This window comes from Streptomyces sp. NPDC026500 (assembly GCF_055567635.1).
Genome location: NZ_JBVHQB010000012.1, coordinates 48,532 through 69,038 on the forward strand (window position 1 = coordinate 48,532; position 20,507 = coordinate 69,038).

The window sequence follows — 20,507 nt, forward strand, 5'->3', positions numbered from 1 at the left end:
TCCCCCAAGCCCTCGGCTTCGCCCGAGCAGGGGGGACCCCATGCGTACTGGCGAAGTGCCGTCCGGTATCTGCAGGTTCACAAGGCGGACCCCTGGAGGGGGCACATGAACGGTCTCGACTGGGCCGTCCTGGTCGCGTATTTCGGTGTGATGACCGCGATCGGTGTCTGGTCCCACAAGCGTGTGGACGATGTCAGCGACTTCTTCACCGCGGGCGGCAAGATGCCGTGGTGGCTGTCCGGCATCTCGCACCACATGTCGGGCTACAGCGCGGTGATGTTCACCGGCTACGCCGGCATCGCGTACACCTACGGCATCACGTCGTACGTCACCTGGGCGCTGCCCATCGCCATCGGCGTCGCCATCGGCGCCAAGGCCTTCGCGCCCCGGCTCAACCGGCTGCGCTCACGGCTGCACGTCGCCTCACCCCTGGAATACCTCAAGGACCGCTACAACGTGCAGACGCAGCAGGCGCTGGCGTGGTCCGGCATCCTGCTGAAGATCGTGGACGTCGGCGCGAAGTGGGCGGCCATCGCCACCCTGCTCAGCGTCTTCACCGGCGTCACGCTCACCCAGGGCATCATCATCACCGGCGGCATCACGGCGGTGTACTGCACCATCGGCGGGCTCTGGGCGGACGCCCTGACCGAACTCGGCCAGTTCGTCATCCAGTTGCTGGCCGGTCTGTCGATGCTGGTCATCGCGCTGAACAAGATCTCCGACCAGGGCGGTCTCTCCAAGGCGCTGGACTCGCCGAAGCTGCACGGTCACGCAGACGGGTTCGCGGGCCCGTATCTGACGGTGTTCTTCATCGCGTACCTGTTCATCAAGCTGTTCGAGTACAACGGCGGCATGTGGAACCAGGCCCAGCGCTACATGGCCACCAAGAACGCCAAGGAGGCCACGCGGTCGGCGTTCCTGTCCGCCGGGCTGTGGTTCGTGTGGCCGGTCGTCCTGTTCATCCCGATGTGGCTCTCGCCGCTCCTCGTCACGGCGCAGAAGCCGGACGGCTCGGACGCGTACGGCCTGATGGCCGACCAGCTGCTGCCGCACGGGCTGTTGGGCCTGGTCGTCGTCGGGTTCTTCTCGCACACGATGGCCATGTGCTCCTCGGACGCGAACGCCATCTCGGCCGTGTTCACGCGGGACGTGATGCCGGTGCTCTCCAGGGCCGCTCGTGCCTGGGACACCCGTGCGGGGCTCATCGCGGGCCGCGTCACCACCGTCGGCTTCCTCGGCTTCTCCATGGCGGTGGCGACCCAGGTCAACTCCCCCACGTTCAAGGACATCATCACCATCGTCATCAAGTGGGTCGCGGGGCTCATGGGACCGATCGCGATCCCGTTCATCCTGGGCCTGCTGCGGCCGTTCCGTAAGTCCGGTCCGACGGCGGCCCTGACGAGCTGGGCCTGCGGTCTGCTCGCCTTCTTCTTCGTCAACTACAACCTGGACTTCTCCCAGCGCACGGACGTGAAGCTGGAGTACCAGGTCTCCGTCCCGATGGCCATCTCCCTCGTCCTGTACATCCTCATCGGCTTCCTGAGGCCCGAGGACACCCCGGAGCGGGACGCGGTCATCGAAATGATCAACACGGACGACGACGGATCGGCCACCGCGGCGGTCCCGGCCCCGGCGGGGGCACCGGACGAGGTGGTGGGCACTCCGGTGACGGACTAGGGCGGCGGGGCGGACGACAACCGCTGAAGGGACCGGGACGTACGGGCCGGGACGGTTCAGGCGCGCGGGTAGCGGGCGAGCCAGCCCGGGGACGAGCCGGCGGGCCCGTGCAGGGCGGGCCCCTGGGTCATCTCCATCGCGAAGTCGTCCGCGAGGACCAGCACCGTGGGACGGCCCTCCAGTTCGGCCAGCCAGGCCGGCGGGAGGGCCGTCTCGCCGTGCAGGGCGCCCAGCAGTCCGCCGGTGAGCGCGCCGGTGACGGCGGAGGGCCCGCCGTGGTTCACCGCGAGGCACAGGCCGTGCCGGACGTCCTCGCCGACGAGCACGCAGTACACCGCGACGGCGAGCGCCCCCTCGGCCGAGCCGTCCCCGGCGAGCTCCTCGACCCGGGCGGCCGAGGGCATCCCCTGCCGTACGGCGCCCAGCGCGTGCTGGAGCGCGGCGGCGACCGGCTGGTGCCCGGGGCGGGTCGCGAGGAGCGCGAGGGCCTGCTGCACGGCCGCGTCGAGGTTCTCGCCGCGGGCGAGCGCGTGGACGATCACGGCGTACGCGCCCGCCGTCAGGTAGGCGGAGGGGTGGCCGTGCGTCTGCGCGGCGCACTCGACGGCGAGTTGCAGGACGAGCTGTGGCTCCCAGCCGACGAGCAGCCCGAAGGGCGCGGAACGGGCGGCGGCCCCGGGGCCCGGCTCGCCGGGGTTCTTGGGCGCGTCCAGGGTTCCCATGATCTCGTCGGCGAGGCCGAGCAGACAGGCCATGTCCGGGTCGCGGCGGGCGTAGAACCACTCCTCGCGGGCCAGCCAGCCGTCGTCCTTGCGGCGTTCGTCGGGCCCCCAGTCGCTCTGGGTGGCCGCCCAGCGGCGGTAGGCGCGGTGCACGTCGGACGGCGGATGCCAGGCGCCGGTGTCGCGGCGCACCTGGGCGCGGACGAGCCCGTCGACGCTGAACAGGGCGAGCTGGGTGAGGTGAGTGACGGCGCCGCGCCGGCCGTACGCGGGGGCCAGGTCGAGCAGGCCCTCCGCTCCGTACGCCTCCCGGATCCCCTCCAGGGAGAGCCCGTCGACCGGCGCGCCGAGGGCGTCGCCGACGGCGGCGCCCAGCAGCGTCCCGCGGACCCGGCTGCGGAAGTCCTGCTGCTCCCCACGACCCCAGACGGCACCGGCTGTCGCACCCACCGAGACCTCCTGCTGCACCGTCCCCACATCCGACAGCTCAGCACTGTAATCGAACGGGAACGGTCGGTTGAGGTTGCGGATCCATATACGGGACGTGGTCCCAGTGGTCCCAAGTGGTCGGGTATGGGCGCCGTTCGGCAGAAAATTCGCGGTCTGCCCCGGCACTCCTTCACAGCCCCGACCCCGCCTCGGCGGTCAGTCCGTGTGGCGCGCCCGGATGGCGTCGCGGGCCGCTGTGACGGTCGCGAGGCACGGGGTGAGGCGGGAGTGGTCGGTGGCGGGGCTGAGCAGGAGTTCGGCGAGGATGTCCGCGAGAACCGCCAGGTCGTCCCAGTCGGGGTCCGTGGCCAGGAATTCGGCCAGCCCCCGGTCGGCGCCGGCCCAGTCCGCGAGGCCCCAGGCGACGATGCACCGGCCCTGCAGGCGCGTGGTCCCGTCCAGTTCCTCCGTGTCCAGGAGCCGTGCCAGCTCACGCCACAAGGGGTCCGCGGTCTCCCGGCCCCGGGACCGTAGTTCGGTCATCGCCAGCTGGAACGTGCCCGGTGCCGCGTCCGCCGCGCGAAGCCGCTCGGCGAGATGACGGGCCCGCGCCCACTGCCCGGTGTACCGGAAGGCCTCGACGCGCAGGTAGTCGCGGTCGAGGACGAGCGCGTCGTCAGGGCCCGGCGCCAGGTCCGCCTCGGACAGCCGGGCCATCGCCTCGTCCCGTCGGCCGCTGTGGATCAGCGTCTCCACGACTTCGTAGCGTGCCGCGTCCACGTCTCCGCCCAGGGTGATCCGGCGTTCCCAGTCGGCGATGGCCCGCTCGGTCCGCCCGGTCGCCAGGAAGACGCGCGCTCGCTGGTCGTACGCGTACGCGTAGTCCGGGTCGGCGGCCAGGGCCCGGTCCAGCCAGGTCAGCGCCTCCGCGTGGGCCTTGAGATCGCGGTAGGCCGCCCCCAGACAGCCGAGCGCCGAGGCGTTGTCGGGCTCCCGGTCCAGTACCTGACGGAAGACGGAGATCGCCTCCTGGTGTCTGTCGTCGAGCCGGTGGGCGTTGCCCAGCTCGATCTCGATCCAGTCGGCTTCCGGACTCGCCGCGAGCGCGCGCCGCAGGTCCTCGTACGCGCCGGGCACGTCCTCCAGCCGCCGCCTCACCCGTGCCCGCATCACCAGGGCCCAGGAGTAGTCCGGCTCCAACGCGACGGCATGGTCGAGGTCCGCCAGCGCCTGCGCGCTGTGGCCCAGTTCGTGGCGGGACACCCCGCGGCCCGCCAGGGCCGAGGCGTAGTCGGGTTTGAGGCCGATGGCCCGGCCGAGTTCGGCGACGGCCTCCTCGAAGCGGCCCGCGAGCCGGTAGGTGTCGCCGCGTTCCGAGGCGACCCAGGCGGAGTCCGGTTCGAGGCGGGCCGCCCGGTCCAGATCGGCGAACGCCTTGTCCCACTGGTCCGTGTCACGGCGCAGCCGGGCCCTGCGGACGAGCGTCCACAGGTCGGTCCCGTCGATGCTCAGCGCCCGGTCGAAGTCGGCGCCGGCCGCCTCGAACTGGTCGAGGGCGTGCCGGCACACCGCTCGGGAGGCGAACGCGTCGGCGTTCGTCGGGTCGAGGACGACGGCCCGGTCGAAGTCCGCGATCGCCTCCTCGAAGCTTCCCGCCAGGCGATGCGTCTCCGCCCGCTCCGCGATGATCCATCCTGTGCCGGGCCGCAGTTCGTCCGCCCGGTCGAAAGCGGCCAGCGCGGCCGGGTGGTCACCGAGGAGCTGGTGGGTGAAGCCACGGCCGTAGTGCACCCGTGCCTCGTCCGGATCGATCTCGATCGCCCGGTCGTACTCGGCCAGGGCCCGCTCGTACTCCCCGCCGTTCCGCAGTTGCTTGGCCCGCACCCCATGCGCCAGGGCCCGCCCGGGACCGTGCAGTGCGGGGCGGGCCAGCAGCAGGTCCATCACCCTGGCCACCCCGTCCTCGTCGTCCGCGAGGGCGTCGGTCAGCGACCGGCCCAGGTCGCGCAGCACCGGGTCGCCCGCCGCGTCTCCGGCCTCCTGGAGCAACCTGGTCCAGCCGCGTCCGACCACTGGATCGACGCGGCAGGCCTCGACCACGTTGCGCAGCGCGTCACCGAGCGCCGAAAGCGGCCGGGCGCACAGCCGGTGGTACGACTCCTCCAGCGACAGCAGCCGCCACGGCTCGTGTCTCCACACCTCGTCGGGAGCGACCAGGCCGTTCCCCTCCTCGGCGCGCCAGCGGGCGAAGACCTCCGCGAGCCTCTCGTGCCGTTCGGTCCAGCCGCGGGGCGAGTGGCGCCGCTGCAACCGGAGCATCGGCTCGCGGACCAGGTCGTGGTAGCGGACCCGGTCGTCGCGGCCGTCCACGAACGGCAGCCCGCGCAGCCAGCCGAACAGGGCGTCGGCCTCCTCGTCGGCGCAGTCCACGGCCGCCCGGAACACATCCAGGTTGAGGCGCCGGGGAAGGGCGCACGTCAGGGCGACCGCCCGGCGGACCGGATCGGATTCCCACTTCAGGAAGCGTTCGACGGCCGTGGCCGAGGGGTCGCCGATGTCGTCGGGATCCGCGGGGCGCTGCTCGGCCAGGGTCGAGACCAGCAGGGGCAGTCCGCCCGTGAGGCGCAGTACCTCCTCGACCACGGGCTCCGACACGACCCCCTTGTCCGCGAGAAGCCCCCGTGTCTCGGTCTCCGTGAACGGCCCGAGGGGCAGGTCGGTGACGAAGTCGGTGAAACCGCCCCAGCGGGAGGTGTCGAAGGGGAGCTGCCCGGCCGTCACCACGATGACCGTGGCGGGCAGCAGTCCGTGTTCCCGGGTCGTCATGACGGCGTGGAGCCATCCGTCGAGGAACGGGCCCGTCCGCTCGTAGGTGTCGAAGAACAGGACGATCCACGGCACGGCGGACGCCGTCTCGGAGAGTTCCCCGATGAGGACCGGGGTGAGCACGGCCTGCGGCGACAGGACCAGCTGCACGTCCTCCTGGTTGCGGAAGCGGGCACTGAGTCCGGCCCGCACCCTGTCCGCGCCCTGGGCGAGTTGGGCGGGGTCCAGGGCTCCGGCGAGCGCGCCGACCCCGGGCAACATCCCCAGCCCGACCAGGCCCGCCCGCGCCACCGTCAGGCTGCCGGCCGAAGGGCCGGCCCGCTCGGGCTCCTGCGGCGCGAGGACGGCGGCCTCCGCCTCGTGCCGTCGCTCGTGGTACGCCGTCAGCAGACGGTCCAGTTCCTTGAACCGGTGTCCCTGGCCGGCGAACTGACGGTTCATCGCCGCCATGGCCTCGGGCAGACTGCCGACGCTCTCGTCGACGTAGGCCGTCAGCGCTCCGCGCTCACGCGCCAGTTGTTCCATCTCGCGGACCAGGAACGTCTTGCCGACACCCGCGTTGCCGTGCACGTGGAACAGGAACCGGTGCCGCTCGTCCTCGGGAGGAAGCTCGAAGTTGGCGCGGAAAGTGGCCCGTTCGGCCCCGCGCCCGACGAACCCGTGCCGTCGCCGCCCCTCGATCAACTCCTGCATCGACGGTCGCCCCCGCGTCATGCCTCCGCCCCTCCCCCATGGTCAGCCCGGTCCGTCCCCCAGTCTGGCGCAACCCGTCCCGGAACGCGCGGTGATGACGGGACACGTACGGGCGGCCGGAACGCGCTTCCGGCCGGGGAGCACCGACAGGACGGAAAGGGATTTCCCTCAGTCCAGCACCGGCAACAGCTCCGGCAGATGTCCGTCCGAGGCCGCCGCCGCCCGTTGGCGTTCCTCCGGGACCTCGCCGTAGACGGTGGTGCGCGGTTTGGCCGGGCGGCCCGCGGCCTCGGCCACCGCGATCAGGTCCTTCACGGACTTGTAGGAGCCGTAACTGGAGCCCGCCATGCGGGAGATGGTTTCTTCCATCAGGGTGCCGCCGAGGTCGTTGGCGCCCGAGCGGAGCATTTCGGCCGCGCCCTCGGTGCCCAGCTTCACCCAACTGGTCTGGATGTTGGGGATGTGCGGGTGCAGCAGGAGGCGGGCCATCGCCATGACCGCGCGGTTGTCGCGGGTCGTCGGGCCGGGGCGGGCGATGCCGGCCAGGTAGACGGGGGCGTTGGTGTGGATGAAGGGGAGGGTCACGAACTCCGTGAAGCCGCCTGTCTGTTGCTGGATGCGGGAGAGCGTGCGGAAGTGGCCGAGCCAGTGGCGCGGCTGGTCGACATGGCCGTACATCATGGTGGAGGACGAGCGGATGCCGAGTTCGTGGGCGGTCGTGACCACCTCGATCCAGGTCGCCGCGGGCAGTTTGCCCTTCGTCAGGACCCAGCGCACCTCGTCGTCCAGGATCTCGGCGGCCGTGCCCGGAATGGTGTCCAGGCCCGCCTCCTTGGCCGCCGTCAGCCATTCACGGATGGACAGGCCGGTGCGGGTGGCGCCGTTCACCACCTCCATCGGGGAGAAGGCGTGGACGTGCATGCCGGGGACCCGTTCCTTCACCGCCTTCGCGATGTCGAAGTACGCCGTGCCGGGCAGGTCCGGGTGGATGCCGCCCTGCATGCAAACCTCGACCGCGCCGAGGTCCCAGGCCTGGGCCGCGCGGTCCGCGACCTGCTCCAGGGAGAGGGTGTAGGCGTCGGCGTCGGTGCGGCGCTGGGCGAAGGCGCAGAAACGGCAGCCGGTGTAACAGACGTTGGTGAAGTTGATGTTGCGGGTGACGATGTACGTGACGTCGTCGCCGACCGCCGCCCTGCGGACGTCGTCGGCGATCCGGCACAGGGCGTCCAGCGCCGGGCCGTCGGCGTGCAGCAGCGCGAGGGCCTCGTCGTCGGTCAGCTTCGTCGGGTCGTCGGCCGCGGTCGCCAGTGCGGCCCGTACGTCCGTGTCGATCCGGGACGGCACCATCCCCGGGGCCGCCGCCTCCCGCAGGGCCTCCCAGTCGCCGTACACCGCGTCGAAGTCGTCGCGGCGGTCGCCGGTGCGGCCCTCGGTGTCGATGGTCTGGTGCAGATCGGTGCGCCCGGAGGACGTGAAGGCCTCCTCCGGCTCCTGCCAGGGGTGGCCCTGCACGACCGCGTCCGGGAGCGCGAGGCCCGTCTCCGGGTCCGCCAGGGCCCGTACGTGCGGCAGCAGGCGCGGGTCCAGCCAGGGCTCGCCGCGCTGCACGAACTCCGGGTAGACGCAGAGGCGTTCGCGGAGTTCGAAGCCCGCCTCGGCCGACCGCTCGCGCAGCAGCTCGATCTGCGGCCAGGGGCGCTCCGGGTTCACGTGGTCGATGGTCAGCGGCGAGACCCCGCCCCAGTCGTCGATGCCGGCGCCGATGAGCCGCCCGTACTCGCTGTCGACCAGGTTGGGCGGTGCCTGGAGGCAGGCGGCCGGGCCCATGATGTGCCGGGCGACGGCGACGGTGGCGATGAGTTCGTCCAGTTCCGCGTCCGGCATCCCGCGCATCGCGGTGTCCGGCTTGGCGCGGAAGTTCTGGATGATCAGTTCCTGGATGCCGTGATAGGCGCGGGAGATCCGGCGGAGCGCGAACAGGGAGTCGGCGCGCTCCTCGTAGGTCTCGCCGATGCCGATCAGGAGCCCGCTGGTGAAGGGGACGGAGGAGCGGCCCGCGTCCTCCAGGACCCGCAGCCGGACGGCGGGCTCCTTGTCCGGGGAGCCGTGGTGCGGGCCGCCGGGCTCGGACCACAGCCGGGTGGCGGTCGTCTCCAGCATCATGCCCATCGACGGGGCGACCGGCTTCAGCCGCTGGAAGTCGGTCCACGACATGACACCCGGGTTGAGGTGCGGCAGCAGACCCGTCTCCTCCAGGATGCGGATCGAGATGGCCCGTACGTACGCGATCGTGTCGTCGTAGCCGTGCGCGTCGAGCCACTCGCGGGCCTCGGGCCAGCGGTCCTCCGGCTTGTCGCCGAGGGTGATCAGGGCTTCCTTGCAGCCGAGTTCGGCGCCCCGGCGGGCGATGTCGAGGACCTCGTCCGGGGACATGAACATCCCGTGGCCGGCCCGGCGCAGCTTGCCGGGGACGGTGACGAAGGTGCAGTAGTGGCACTTGTCGCGGCACAGCCGGGTCAGCGGGATGAAGACGCTCTTGGAGTACGTGATGAGACCGGGGCGGCCGGCCGCTTCCAGGCCGGCGTCCCGCACCCGCGCGGCGGAGGCGGTCAGGTCGTCGAGGTCCGCGCCGCGCGCCCGGAGCAGCACCGCCGCCTCGGTCACGTCGAGCGCGACGCCGTCCCGCGCGCGCCTCAGCGCACGCCGCATGGAGTTCGCCGTCGGACCGGATCCGGGAGTCGCGCCCGTAGCGGAGGTCGTCATCCTTCGAGCATACGGTCGAGGTGATCAGGTATCGGCGGGCCTGCCCCATTCGGGCGGCGCGGTATCTGTCGGTCTCCCCGAAAGCCGCCGATTCCCCTGGCGTGCACCTCTGTTCACAACCTGCTCCCACAGTGGTAGACGACACTTCGCACCACTCATGTCACTGTCACGCTCGACACCCGGGGAGCAGCAGTATGTGTGAGGACGACCACGGCATAGGCAGACGCGCGCTGTTCGTGACGGGAGCGGCGGCCGCGCTTACGTTGGGAAGCGTGACCTTCCCCAGCGGTGCGCACGCGGAAGCGGCGGACGACCAGGAGACGAGGACCGTGCGCGGCACCCTCCCCACCGGCTCCCCCGACTTCGTGTATCTCCCGGTCGAAGTACCGGCCGGGGTCGCGGAGATCAAGGTCTCCTACACCTACGAGAGGCCGTCCGTCCCGGCCGGCACCGCGGGCAACGCCCTGGACATCGGCATCTTCGACGAGCACGGCACGGAACTGGGCGGCCGGGGCTTCAGGGGCTGGTCGGGCGGCGCGCGCACGGAGTTCTTCATCAGCTCCGACGACGCGACCCCCGGTTACATCCCCGGACCGGTCCGCCCCGGCACCTGGCACATCGCGCTCGGCCCGTACACGGTGGCGCCGCAGGGACTGACGTACGAGGTCACCATCACGCTGACGCACGGCAAGGGGGCCGCGGCCCCGGAGCCGGTGTACCCGCCCTCGCGTGCCAAGGGCCGCGGCCGTGCCTGGTACCGCGGCGACTGCCATCTGCACTCCTGGTACTCGGACGGCCGGCGCACCCCCGCGGAGATCGCGGCGCTGGCGCGGGCGGCGGGCCTGGACTTCATCAACTCCTCGGAGCACAACACGCATTCCTCGCACCCGCACTGGGCGGACCAGGCGGGCGATGATCTGCTGATCATGCTCGGCGAGGAGGTCACCACGCGCAACGGGCACGTGCTGGCGCTCGGCACGGACCCCGGCACCTTCGTCGACTGGCGCTACCGGGCCCGCGACAACCGGTTCGGCCGGTTCGCACGCCGTATCCGCGCTGCCGGCGGGCTCGTGGTGCCCGCGCATCCGCACGCCACCTGCGTCGGCTGCGGCTGGAAGTTCGGCTTCGGTGAGGCGGACGCGGTCGAGGTGTGGAACGGCCCGTACACCCCCGACGACGAGATCGCCCTCGCCGACTGGGACAACACGCTGGTCGCCTCCGTGCGCGGGGGACACGACTGGCTCCCGGCCATGGGCAACAGCGACGCGCACCGCGACCCCGACCCGGTCGGCAGCCCGCAGACGGTCGTCCTCGCCGACGACCTGACCCGCGAGGCCATCCAGGAGGGCCTCCGCGCGGGCCGCTCCTACGTCGCCGAGTCGAAGCTCGTCTCCCTCTCCTTCTCGGTGTCCGGCGCCAAGGGCGAACACGCGGGCATCGGGGAGCGGTTGAGGGTCGCTCCGGACGCCCCGGTCACCGTCCGCCTGGAGGCCACCGGCGCCCCGCGCTGCACCGTCCGCTTCGTCACCGACCAGGGCGTGCTGTTCACCAGCGACCCGCTGCCGGTCGCTGGCTCCGGAACGGTGGAGTGGCGTACGACGGCTCAGTACGCGGCCTACGTACGAGCGGAGCTGCGCCACGAGACGGCGGCGGGACCGGTGCCGGGGGCGCTGGCGGCGTTCACCAACCCGATCTTCTTGGGGGCGTAGGCGAGCCGACCCACGAGCGGCATTCGTGCCTGTCAGGGCCTACCGGTGGATCGCGGAAGTAGTACACGACGGTCACTCCCAGCCCGGGGGTGTGCGTGTGGACGACGGTGATCGCTTCGGCCGAGTCCCGGGCCGACGGCGTGGTGTACGGGTACTCCACGGAGGGAGGATGCCGGCCGGGGATCTCGCGGCCGACCGCCGGAGCGGCTGAGATCGCGATCCGAGTACGGCCTACTGCGGCGTCGCGTTGGAGAGGCGGTCCAGCCACTCGGTGAACATGGCCGCCTCCGCCGCGGTGAACGCGGGGCTCGGGTTCTGGCGGAGCTGTGCGCCGAGGCGGGTCGCGGTGGCCGGGACGCCGGAGACGACGACGTCCGCTCCCGTTCCGGGCGCGGTCACGTCCGGGGTGAAGACGACGGCGTGCACCGCGTCCCGTACGCGGCGCGACAGGGTCTCGTCCGAGAACGTCGCCGGGCGGGAGACCAGCATCAGGCAGACGCCGACGTTGGACGACATGATCATCTGCGCGGCGAGTTCGGGGGCGAGCCGCAGCTTGCCCTGCTCGGCGGCGCGGCGCAGGTCGGCGGTGAGGATCCGGTGGGCCTCCAGGGCCGCCGCCGGCGGGGTGCGCATCGCCGGGGAGTTCATCAGGCGGTAGAGGTTCGGGTTCCGCAGGGCGAACTCGGTGTGGCCGTCCCAGCCGTCGCGCAGGTCCTGGACCGGGTCCGTGCCGGGGTGGCGCTCGCGCTTGGCCGCCAGGTAGCGCTCCCAGCCGTGGTCGACGACGGCCGACAGCAGGCCTTCCTTGTCGCCGAAGTGGCGGTAGAGCGCGGGGGCGCCGACCCCGGCCGCCTCGCACACGGCCCGGGTCGAGACGTCCCCGTCCGGGGACCGTGCGACCAGTTCGGCGGCCACGGCGAGGATGCGGGCTTTGGTGCTCGCGGGGGCGGCGCCTATGCCGGAACCGGCGCCGGTGGCGCGGTCGGCCCCGCCCGGGATCGTGGGGTCGCTCGTGGCGGACATGGCGGGGCTCCTGACGTCATCGGAACAGCGGGCGGACAGGCGACGTCAGGCGATGCCGCCGTTGGCGCGCAGGACCTGGCCGTTGACCCAGCGGCCCGCGGGGCCGGCGAGGAAGGCGACGACCGCGGCGATGTCCTCGGGGGTGCCGAGCCGCTCCAGGGGCGGCTGGGCGGCCATCCGCGCGATGGTCTCCTCGTCCTTGCCGTCCAGGAAGAGGGCGGTGGCGGTCGGGCCGGGGGCCACGGCGTTGACGGTGATGTCCCGGCCGCGCATCTCGCGGGCGAGGATCATGGTCATGGCCTCGACGGCGCCCTTGGTGGCGGCGTACGCGGTGTATCCGGGGATGGCGAGGGCCAGCACGGAGCTGGAGAAGTTGATGATCGCGCCGCCCATGCGCAGCCGGCGCGCGGCCTGCTGGTCGACGACGAACGTGCCGCGGATGTTGGTGCGGTGCATCCGGTCCAGGGCGTCGAGGTCGAGGTCGACGAGCGGGGCCAGGGTCATGACACCGGCCGCGTGGACGACGACGTCGACGCCGCCGAAGGTCTTCTCGGCCGTGTCGAAGAGGGCGGCGACCTCCGCCTCCTCGGCGACGTCGGCGCGGAAGGCGATGGCCTGTCCGCCCGCCTCGCTGATCGCCGCGACCGCCTTGTCGGCCTCGGCCTCGTTGCCCGCGTAGTTCACGACGACGGCGTATCCCTCACCGGCCAGCCGCTCGGCGGTCTCGCGGCCGATACCGCGGGAGCCGCCGGTGACGATCGCGACGCGCGGGGAGGTGCTCGGCTGCTCACTCATGGCGTTGCTCCTTGTCTCGGCCGGGGTGGCGGCGGCCACCATCCCGATGAGAGCAACGCTAACACTCACGCCGTAGCGTCGCTACCCGAGTGAGTCCGCCGTTCCGGTAGCGGCGCTACGGCAGCCGAGGGGAAGCGGGCCGGAGTCCGGCCGCTTCCGTCCCGCACCGCGGACTTCACCCCGGCCAGACGATCGCCTGCACCTCGCTGTACGCGTGCAGGGCGTACGAGCCCACGTCCCGTCCGACGCCGCTCTTCTTGAAGCCGCCGAAGGGGGCCTCCATGTTGCGGCCGACGGTGTTGACGCCGACGCCGCCCGCGCGCAGCCGGCGGGCGACGCGGAAGGCTCGGGCCACGTCACCTGACCAGACGTAGTCGATCAGGCCGTAGTCGGAGTCGTTGGCCAGGGCGATCGCCTCCTCCTCGTCGTCGAAGGGCAGGACGACGACGACCGGGCCGAAGATCTCCTCCCGGACGACCCTCATGTCCGGTGTGCAGTCCGCGAGAAGGGTGGGCGCGACATAGAACCCGGTAGGCAGGGACGGCCGTTCGCCGCCCGCCACTACCCGCGCGCCTTCCTTGCGCCCGAGTTCGACATACGACTCGACCCGGTCGCGGTGCGCCGCGGAGATGACCGGGCCGACCACCGTGCCCTGCTCCCGCGGGTCCCCCACCTTCAAATGGCCGGCGTAGGCCGCCAGTTGCTGCACCAGCAGGTCGTGCACGCCCCGCTGCACCAGCACCCGCGTCGGCGCCGTGCAGATCTGTCCGCTGTAGAAGGAGAAGGTGGTGCCGATGCCCGACACCGCCGAGCCCAGATCCGCGTCGTCGAAGACGATCGCCACGCCCTTGCCGCCCAGTTCCATCAGCTGGCGCTTCATCCCGCGCCCGCACACCTCGGCGATCCGCTGACCGACCGCCGTCGAGCCGGTGAAGCTGACCATGTCGACGTCCGGGGAGTCGACCGCGGCCTCGCCGGACTCCGCCGTCGAGCCGCTGACCACGTTGACCACGCCCGGCGGCACACCCGCCGCCTGAAGCGCCTCGGCCATCCGGTACACGGACAGCGGGTCCTGCGGGGCCGGTTTCACCACCACGGTGTTGCCCATCGCGAGGGCGGGGGCGATCTTGCCGGCCGGGTTGGCCCAGGGATTGTTGTACGAGGTGATGCAGGTGACCACGCCGACGGGCTGGCGTACGGCGAGCGCGCCCATCACGGCGGCCCCGCCGAACGGGCCCGCCTCGTTGATCTGCGGCGGCAGCGGGGTCTCGACCGGTTCGGGCCGCGCGTAGCGCCGGAAGCGGGCCACCCCGACCCCGACCTGCATGCCGCGCGCCGTCCCGGTGGTGGCGCCGCTCTCCGCCTGCGCGAGGGCGGCGTACGGCACGAAGTCGCGCTGGATGAGGTCCGCCGCGCGTGCGAGGACGGCACCCCGCTCCTCGGCTGATGTGCGCGACCACGGTCCGAGGGCCTCGCGGGCCGCCGCCGCTGCCGCGTGCACCTGGGCCCGCGAGGCCTCGGGGGCGAGCCCGACGACCGCCTCGGTCGCCGGGTCGGTCACCTCGTAGAAACCGTTGTCGGGGGCCACCCACGATCCGCCGATGAACAGCCGCTGCTCGGCGGCCTCGGGGGTCTTCCCGTCGGCGCCCGTCACCGGGTGCTCACCGTCCGGGTGTCGCGGCCCGACCGCAGCACCTTGCCCGGTACCGCGCCCGTCACCACGTCCTCCCGGATCGACTCGACGCCGTTGACCCACACGGCCGTCACCCCGATCGCCCGGGAGTCCAGCCGCGGACTGTCACCCGGCAGGTCGTGCACCAGGGTGGCCTTGCCGGCGTCGATCCGCTCCGGGTCGAAGAGCACCAGGTCCGCGTGGAAGCCCTCCGCGATCCGCCCGCGATCCCTCAGTCCGAAGAGCCGCGCCGGGTCGTCCGTGAGCATCTTCACGGCCGTCTCCAGCGTCGTCAGTTTCCGCCCGCGCAGACAGTCCCCGAGGAAGCGGGTCGTGTACGGGGCTCCGCACATACGGTCCAGATGGGCGCCCGCGTCGGAGCCGCCGAGCAGGACGTCCTGGTGCTGCCAGGTCTCGGCGCGCAGCGCCCAGGAGTCCGGGTCGTTGTCGGTGGGCATGGGCCACAGGACCGTCCGCAGTTCGTCGGCCGCGCAGATCTCCACCAGGCACGCGAAGGGTTCCTGGCCGCGCTCGGCGGCGATGTCCCGCACCACGCGCCCGGTCAGGCCCTCGTTCGCCGCGCTGTAGGTGTCGCCGATGACGTACCGGCCGAAGTCGGCGAGCCGCCGGAAGACGCCCGCCTCCTTGCTCTCCGCGCGGCGCAGCATCTCGGCGCGGACCCCGGGGTCGCGGAGCTTCGCGATGCGCTCGGGGACGGGCAGCGCGAGGACCGGTCCCCAGCCGGGGATCAGGTTCAGGGCGCAGAAGGTGCCGAGCGACATGTTCATGGGGGTGAGGATCGGCATGGTGAGCGCGACGACGCGGCCGCCGGACTTGCGGGCGCGTTCGCTCGCCTCCAGCTGGCGCGGGACGCGCTCGGGGACGGCGGCGTCGATCGTCAGGACGTTCCAGTTGAGCGGGCGCCCCGCCGACGCGCTCATCTCGACGAACAGATCGATCTCGGCGTCGCTGAACTGGTCCAGGCAGCCGGCCACGATCGCCTCGATCTGGGTGCCCTCGTGCTCCCCCACGGCCTGTGCGAGGGCCAGCAGTTCGGCGGGCCCCGCGTGCCGGGAGGCGACCGGCCTGCCGTCGCCGTCGGAGTGGGTGGAGGACTGGGTGGTGGACAGGCCCCAGGCGCCGGCGTCCATGGCCTCGTGGAAGAGCCGCAGCATGTCGGTGAGTTGCTGCGGGGTGGGCTGTCCGCCGACCGCGTCGGGGCCCATCACGTACCGGCGCAGCGCGCAATGTCCCACCATGAAGCCCGCGTTGACGGCGATCCGTCCCTCCAGGGCGTCGAGGTACTCGCCGAAGCTGTGCCAGGTCCAGGGGGCGCCCTCCTCCAGGGCGACCAGGGACATGCCCTCGACCTTGGACATCATGCGGCGCGTGTAGTCGGCGTCCCCCGGACGGTCGGGGTTCAGCGGGGCCAGGGTGAAACCGCAGTTGCCGCCCGCGACGGTGGTGACGCCGTGATTGAGGGAGGGCGTCGCGTACGGGTCCCAGAAGAGCTGGGCGTCGTAATGCGTGTGCGGGTCCACGAAGCCGGGGGCGAGGACGAGTCCGTGCGCGTCCTCGCTCGTCCGGGACGGCTCGGTGACCGTGCCGATCACGGCGATACGGCCGTCCCGTATCCCCACGTCCGCGGTGTACGCGGGCGCGCCCGTCCCGTCCACGACGGTCGCGCCCTTGATCAGGTGGTCGAGCATCGCGGAGGTACCCCCTAGACGGCTTGGCGGAACCGGGTCGTGCGGTGCACCGGGTCCGTGTCGATCTTCGGAATGACGTGCTCGCCGATCAGCCGGATCGTCTGGAGCGTCTCCTCCTTGGGGACCCCGACGGGCAGTCCGAAGCTCAGCTGATCGGCGCCGGCCTGCTCCCAGCGCTTGCACTGGGTGAGCACCTCGCCGGGGTCTCCGCAGATCAACAGCTCTTCCTCGATGAGGAGTTCGACGAATTCCGCGTTGTACTCGGGAAGCGTCTCGGGCCAGACGGGGAAGCCCTCGGGGCGCGGGAAGGTGTCGTGGTAGCGGAAGACGAGGGAGGGCAGGTAGTGCAGCCCGCCGGCGACGGCGATCCGGATCGCCTCGTCGTGGGTGGGCGCACAGATGGCGGTGGTGGTCACCATGACGTTGTCGTTGACGAAGTCCCCGATGGGTTCGGCGTTCACGACGGCGGTCTTGTACTGCTCCAGGACCCACTCCATGTCGGAGACCTTCTGGACGCTGAAGCCGAGCACCCCGAGGCCCTTGCGGGCGGCCATGGAGTACGAGGGCGGCGACCCGGCGGCGTACCACATCGCGGGGTGCGACTTCCCGTACGGCTTGGGCAGGATCTTGCGCGGCGGGAGCGACCAGTGCTTGCCCTGGAACCCGACGTACTCGTCCTGGAGCCACATCTTCGGGAACTCGGCGATGGTCTCTTCCCAGATCTCCTTGGTGTAGTTCATGTCGGTGATACCGGGGAGGAAGCCGAGGATCTCGTGCGAGCCGGCGCCGCGTCCGGACCCGAACTCGAAGCGGTTCTCGGTGAGATGGTCGAGCATGGCGACCTTCTCGGCGACCTTCACCGGGTGGTTGACCTGGGCGAGCGGGTTGAAGATGCCGGAGCCGAGGTGGATGCGGTCGGTGGCGTGCGCCAGATAGCCGAGGTAGACGTCGTTGGCCGAGAGGTGCGAGTACTCCTCCAGGAAGTGGTGTTCGGACGCCCACGCGTACTTGAAGCCGGACGTGTCCGCCTGGATGACGTACTCGGTCTCCTCCATCAGCGCCTTGTGCTCCGCGAGCGGGTCGGTCTCGGCCCGCTTGCCCACGTATCCCTGTACAAAGAGCCCGAATTCCAAGGAGGTTCACCGTCCCCATCCAGTTATCTGACGTACCGTCAGATTCTTTGAGCCGACTGTTCCACCGTGCGCACGGACCGTCAATAGCTGATACACCGTCAGAGAACACTCACGCCCGCGAGCCAGCCGCCGTCGATCACGAACGGCTGCCCGGTGATGTACGAGGAGTCCTCACCGGTCAGGAACAGGGCCAGCCGGGCCACCTCCTCCGGGCGCCCGATCCGGCCGAGCGGCACCAGCTTGCGGTACAGCTCGTCGAGCGCCTGGGAGGCCTCCTCGGTGTTCGCGCCCGGGTCGAGCTGCGCCGGGTTGCTCATCGCCGTGTCCACGGCCCCCGGGCACACGGCGTTCACGCGGATCTTCTTGGCCGCGAGTTCGAGCGCCGCCACGCGCGTGAGACCGACGATGGCGTGCTTGGTCGCCGCGTACGCGCCGACGTACGCCATGCCCGTGAGCCCTGTGTACGAGGCCGTGTTCACGATCGTGCCGCCGCCCGCGGCCGTGAGTTCGGGCGCGAGGGTCTTGATCCCGAGGAACACCCCGACCTGGTTGACCTGCACGATCCGCATGAACTCGGCCAGCGGGGTGTCGACCAGTTCGTTGAAGCGAAGGATGCCGGCGTTGTTGACCAGCCCGTCGATCCGCCCGTAGGCCGCCTGCGCGGACCGCACCGCCGCGGCCCAGTCGTCCTCCTGGCTCACGTCCAGGTGGACGTAGTGCGCGCCGATCTCCTTGGCGAGCGCCTCCCCCTGGTCGTCGAGCACGTCCGCGACGACCACCCGCGCGCCCTCCGCCACGAAGAGCCGCGCCTCCTGCTCGCCCTGCCCGCGCGCCGCGCCGGTGATGAGGACGACCCGCCCGTCCAGCTTGCCCATGGCCTGACTCCCTAGTTGAGGTGGGGCGCGACGTCCGCGCCGAACGCCGTGATCTGGTCGAGGAGTTCGCCGCGGCTCCGGCTGCGGAACCGCACCTGTATCTGGTGCACACCCATCGCGCCGTACTCCCGCAGCGACTCGGCCAGCACCTCGGGAGGCCCGCTCAGCGTGCGCCGCCCGACCTCCCAGCCGGGCTCACCGACGTACAGCGGCTCGGTGATGGCGCCGATCGTCAGGGGTTCCTCGATGCCCGCCTCGGCGCGCAGGCTGCCGAGCCGGGCGATCTGCCCCGGCAGCCGGTCGCGCGGGTCGCCCTGCGGCAGCCAGCCGTCGCCGCGCAGCGCGGCCCGGCGCACGGCGGCGGGCGAGGATCCGCCCACCCAGACGGGCACCCGCTCCTGGGCAGGCCTCGGCCGCTGTCCGAGCCCTTCGAAGTCGTACGTCTTGCCGTGATGGACGGGGAACTCGTCCGGTCCGAGCGCGGCGCGCAGCGCGTCGATCGTCTCGTCGAGGACGGCTCCCCGGCGCGCGAAATCGGCCCCGACCGCCTCGAATTCCTCCTGCACGTGCCCGGCGCCCACCCCGAGGACCAGGCGGCCGCCCGAGAGATGGTCCAGGGTCGCGTACTGCTTGGCCGTGACGAGGGGGTGCCGGAGCCCGACGATCGCGACATGGCTGAGCAGCCGCACCCGCTCGGTCACGCCCGCGAGGTAGGCGAGCGTGGCGACCGGGTCGTACCAGACGGTGCTCATCGCGCCCGCGAGCCGGCGCGGAATGGCGACGTGGTCACAGCTCGCGACATAGGCGAATCCGGCGCGGTCGGCGGCGCGGGCGATCTCGACGAGGTCACCGGGGCCCGCGTCCGCCTCCCACGGCTCCGCGTAGATCGTGCTCTGGGACTGGACCGGGAGCTGCATCCCGTACGCCAGTCGCCCTTCGGGCAGTACCTGCATGGGCCCGCACCTCTCATCTGACGGTCCGTCATTTTCCAGGCCGCGCTGCCCATAGTCATTGCTGACGCATCGTCAGACAAGAGGCGGGCGGGGATCGGCCGCGCGGTCCGTCCGAGCGCTCGGCGCGTCGCGGGACCCGGGGTGTTCAGCCCGCCCAGAGGCCGTCCGCCGTCAGTCCCAGCAGGTCGATCGCGTTGCGCCGGACGATCCGGTCGATCACGTCGGCGTCCAGGTGGCCCATCTGGGCCTCGCCGACCTCCCGGGACTTCGGCCAGGTCGAGTCGGAGTGCGGGTAGTCGGTCTCGTAGAGGACGTTGCCGACGCCGATCGCGTCGAGGTTCTTCAGCCCGAACGCGTCGTCGAAGAAGCAGCCGTACACATGCTCGGCGAAGAGCTCGGAGGGCGGCCGGTGGACCTTGTCGGCCACACCGCCCCAGCCGCGGTTCTCCTCCCACACCACGTCGGCGCGTTCGAGGATGTAGGGGATCCAGCCGATCTGGCCCTCCGCGTACATCACCCTCAGGTTCGGGAAGCGCTCGAACTTGCCGCTCATCAGCCAGTCGACCATCGAGAAGCAGCAGTTGGCGAAGGTGATCGTGGAGCCGACCGCGGGCGGCGCGTCGGCCGAGGTCGACGGCATCCTGCTGCTGGAGCCGATGTGCATGGCGATGACGGTGCCCGTCTCGTCGCACGCGGCGAGGAACGGGTCCCAGTCGTCGGTGTGCACCGACGGGAGCCCGAGATGCGGCGGGATCTCGGAGAAGGCCACCGCGCGTACACCACGGGCGGCATTGCGCCGTACTTCGTCCGCCGCAAGCCGGGCGTCCCACAGCGGCACGAGGGTCAGCGGTATCAGCCGCCCCTGGGCCTTGGGCCCGCACCAGTCCTCCACCATCCAGTCGTTGTAGGCCTTCACCCCGAGAAGGCCCAGCTCACGGTCGGTCGCCTCGGTGAACGTCTGCCCGCAGAAGCGGGGGAAGGTGGGGAAACAGAGGGCGGACTGGACATGATTGACGTCCATGTCGGCCAGTCGCTGCGGTACGTCGTACGAGCCGGGGCGCATCTGCTCGTACGTGATGATTTCGAGTCTGATCTCGTCACGGTCGTAGCCGACGGCCGTGTCGAGGCGGGTGAGGGGCCTGTGCAGGTCTTCGTAGACCCACCAGTCCCCGACGGGGCCGTCGTCGCCCGGTGCGCCCATCACCGGGGCGAACTTCCCGCCCAGGAAGGTCATTTCCTTCAGCGGTGCGCGGACGATGCGGGGCCCTGTGTCCTGGTACTTCGCGGGCAGCCGGTCCCGCCAGACGTCGGGGGGTTCGACCGTGTGGTCGTCCACCGAGATGATCCTCGGGAAGTCGGTCCCGGCGTCCGCCGAGGGGCTCTGCGCGGTTTCCGTGGTCTCCATACGGGCCACGGTAGCGCCGATCTGACGACCCGTCAGCTACCCGGCGGCTCTCCGACGGACGGCGCGGTCGGCGGCAGCGGACGGACGAATTCACGCGGAAGCGTGGGGAGTCTGTGTGAGAAC

The 20,507-nt window shown here is 71.5% G+C and carries 13 protein-coding genes; 2 read left to right on the plus strand and 11 right to left on the minus strand.

Annotation, left to right across the window (positions count from 1 at the left end; genetic code table 11):
• Positions 1–105: 105 nt before the first annotated feature.
• Positions 106–1,677: a sodium:solute symporter family protein gene (locus tag ACZ4N5_RS22285; RefSeq protein WP_467758802.1), complete on the plus strand. Its 1,572-nt coding sequence runs from the start codon at positions 106–108 to the stop codon at positions 1,675–1,677.
• A gap of 56 nt (positions 1,678–1,733) precedes the next feature.
• On the opposite strand, the gene ACZ4N5_RS22290 is transcribed toward ACZ4N5_RS22285, so the two are convergent.
• The 3 genes from ACZ4N5_RS22290 to ACZ4N5_RS22300 all read right to left on the minus strand — a co-directional run bounded on the left by ACZ4N5_RS22290 (position 1,734) and on the right by ACZ4N5_RS22300 (position 9,110).
• A complete protein-coding gene (locus tag ACZ4N5_RS22290; RefSeq protein ID WP_467758803.1) occupies positions 1,734–2,849 on the minus strand; it encodes an ADP-ribosylglycohydrolase family protein in 1,116 nt (371 codons plus the stop codon).
• A 195-nt stretch (positions 2,850–3,044) separates the two neighbouring features.
• Entirely contained in the window at positions 3,045–6,368 is a 3,324-nt protein-coding gene (locus ACZ4N5_RS22295) for a tetratricopeptide repeat protein (protein ID WP_467758804.1), read from the minus strand.
• A 147-nt stretch (positions 6,369–6,515) separates the two neighbouring features.
• A complete protein-coding gene (locus ACZ4N5_RS22300) occupies positions 6,516–9,110 on the minus strand; it encodes a bifunctional FO biosynthesis protein CofGH (RefSeq protein ID WP_467758805.1) in 2,595 nt (864 codons plus the stop codon).
• 194 nt (positions 9,111–9,304) lie between these two features.
• Here ACZ4N5_RS22300 and ACZ4N5_RS22305 point away from each other — a divergent pair, with 194 nt between their 5' ends.
• A complete protein-coding gene (locus ACZ4N5_RS22305) occupies positions 9,305–10,819 on the plus strand; it encodes a CehA/McbA family metallohydrolase (RefSeq protein WP_467758806.1) in 1,515 nt (504 codons plus the stop codon).
• 231 nt (positions 10,820–11,050) lie between these two features.
• Here ACZ4N5_RS22305 and ACZ4N5_RS22310 read toward each other — a convergent pair whose 3' ends face one another.
• The 8 genes from ACZ4N5_RS22310 to ACZ4N5_RS22345 form a co-directional block, all read right to left on the minus strand.
• Positions 11,051–11,734, minus strand: coding sequence for a TetR/AcrR family transcriptional regulator (locus tag ACZ4N5_RS22310; RefSeq protein ID WP_467758981.1), 684 nt, complete (start codon positions 11,732–11,734; stop codon positions 11,051–11,053).
• Positions 11,735–11,887: 153 nt separating this feature from the next.
• The gene (locus ACZ4N5_RS22315; RefSeq protein WP_467758807.1) at positions 11,888–12,637 is read right to left on the minus strand and encodes an SDR family oxidoreductase; all 750 of its coding nucleotides are present in this window, start codon (positions 12,635–12,637) and stop codon (positions 11,888–11,890) included.
• 175 nt (positions 12,638–12,812) lie between these two features.
• Positions 12,813–14,291: an aldehyde dehydrogenase family protein gene (locus ACZ4N5_RS22320; protein ID WP_467758808.1), complete on the minus strand. Its 1,479-nt coding sequence runs from the start codon at positions 14,289–14,291 to the stop codon at positions 12,813–12,815.
• Positions 14,288–16,018, minus strand: a complete 1,731-nt coding sequence (locus tag ACZ4N5_RS22325) for an N-acyl-D-amino-acid deacylase family protein (protein WP_467758809.1) — start codon at positions 16,016–16,018, stop codon at positions 14,288–14,290. The genes ACZ4N5_RS22320 and ACZ4N5_RS22325 overlap by 4 nt, the downstream gene beginning before the upstream one ends.
• A 14-nt stretch (positions 16,019–16,032) precedes the next feature.
• Positions 16,033–17,151, minus strand: a complete 1,119-nt coding sequence (locus ACZ4N5_RS22330; RefSeq protein WP_355847288.1) for an LLM class flavin-dependent oxidoreductase — start codon at positions 17,149–17,151, stop codon at positions 16,033–16,035.
• Between the two features lie 98 nt (positions 17,152–17,249).
• Positions 17,250–18,026, minus strand: coding sequence for an SDR family NAD(P)-dependent oxidoreductase (locus ACZ4N5_RS22335; protein ID WP_467758810.1), 777 nt, complete (start codon positions 18,024–18,026; stop codon positions 17,250–17,252).
• A gap of 11 nt (positions 18,027–18,037) precedes the next feature.
• Positions 18,038–18,979: an LLM class F420-dependent oxidoreductase gene (locus ACZ4N5_RS22340; RefSeq protein WP_467758811.1), complete on the minus strand. Its 942-nt coding sequence runs from the start codon at positions 18,977–18,979 to the stop codon at positions 18,038–18,040.
• 145 nt (positions 18,980–19,124) lie between these two features.
• Positions 19,125–20,384 (minus strand): amidohydrolase family protein, encoded by a 1,260-nt coding sequence (locus ACZ4N5_RS22345; RefSeq protein ID WP_467758812.1) that lies wholly within the window; start codon positions 20,382–20,384, stop codon positions 19,125–19,127.
• Positions 20,385–20,507 lie beyond the last annotated feature (123 nt).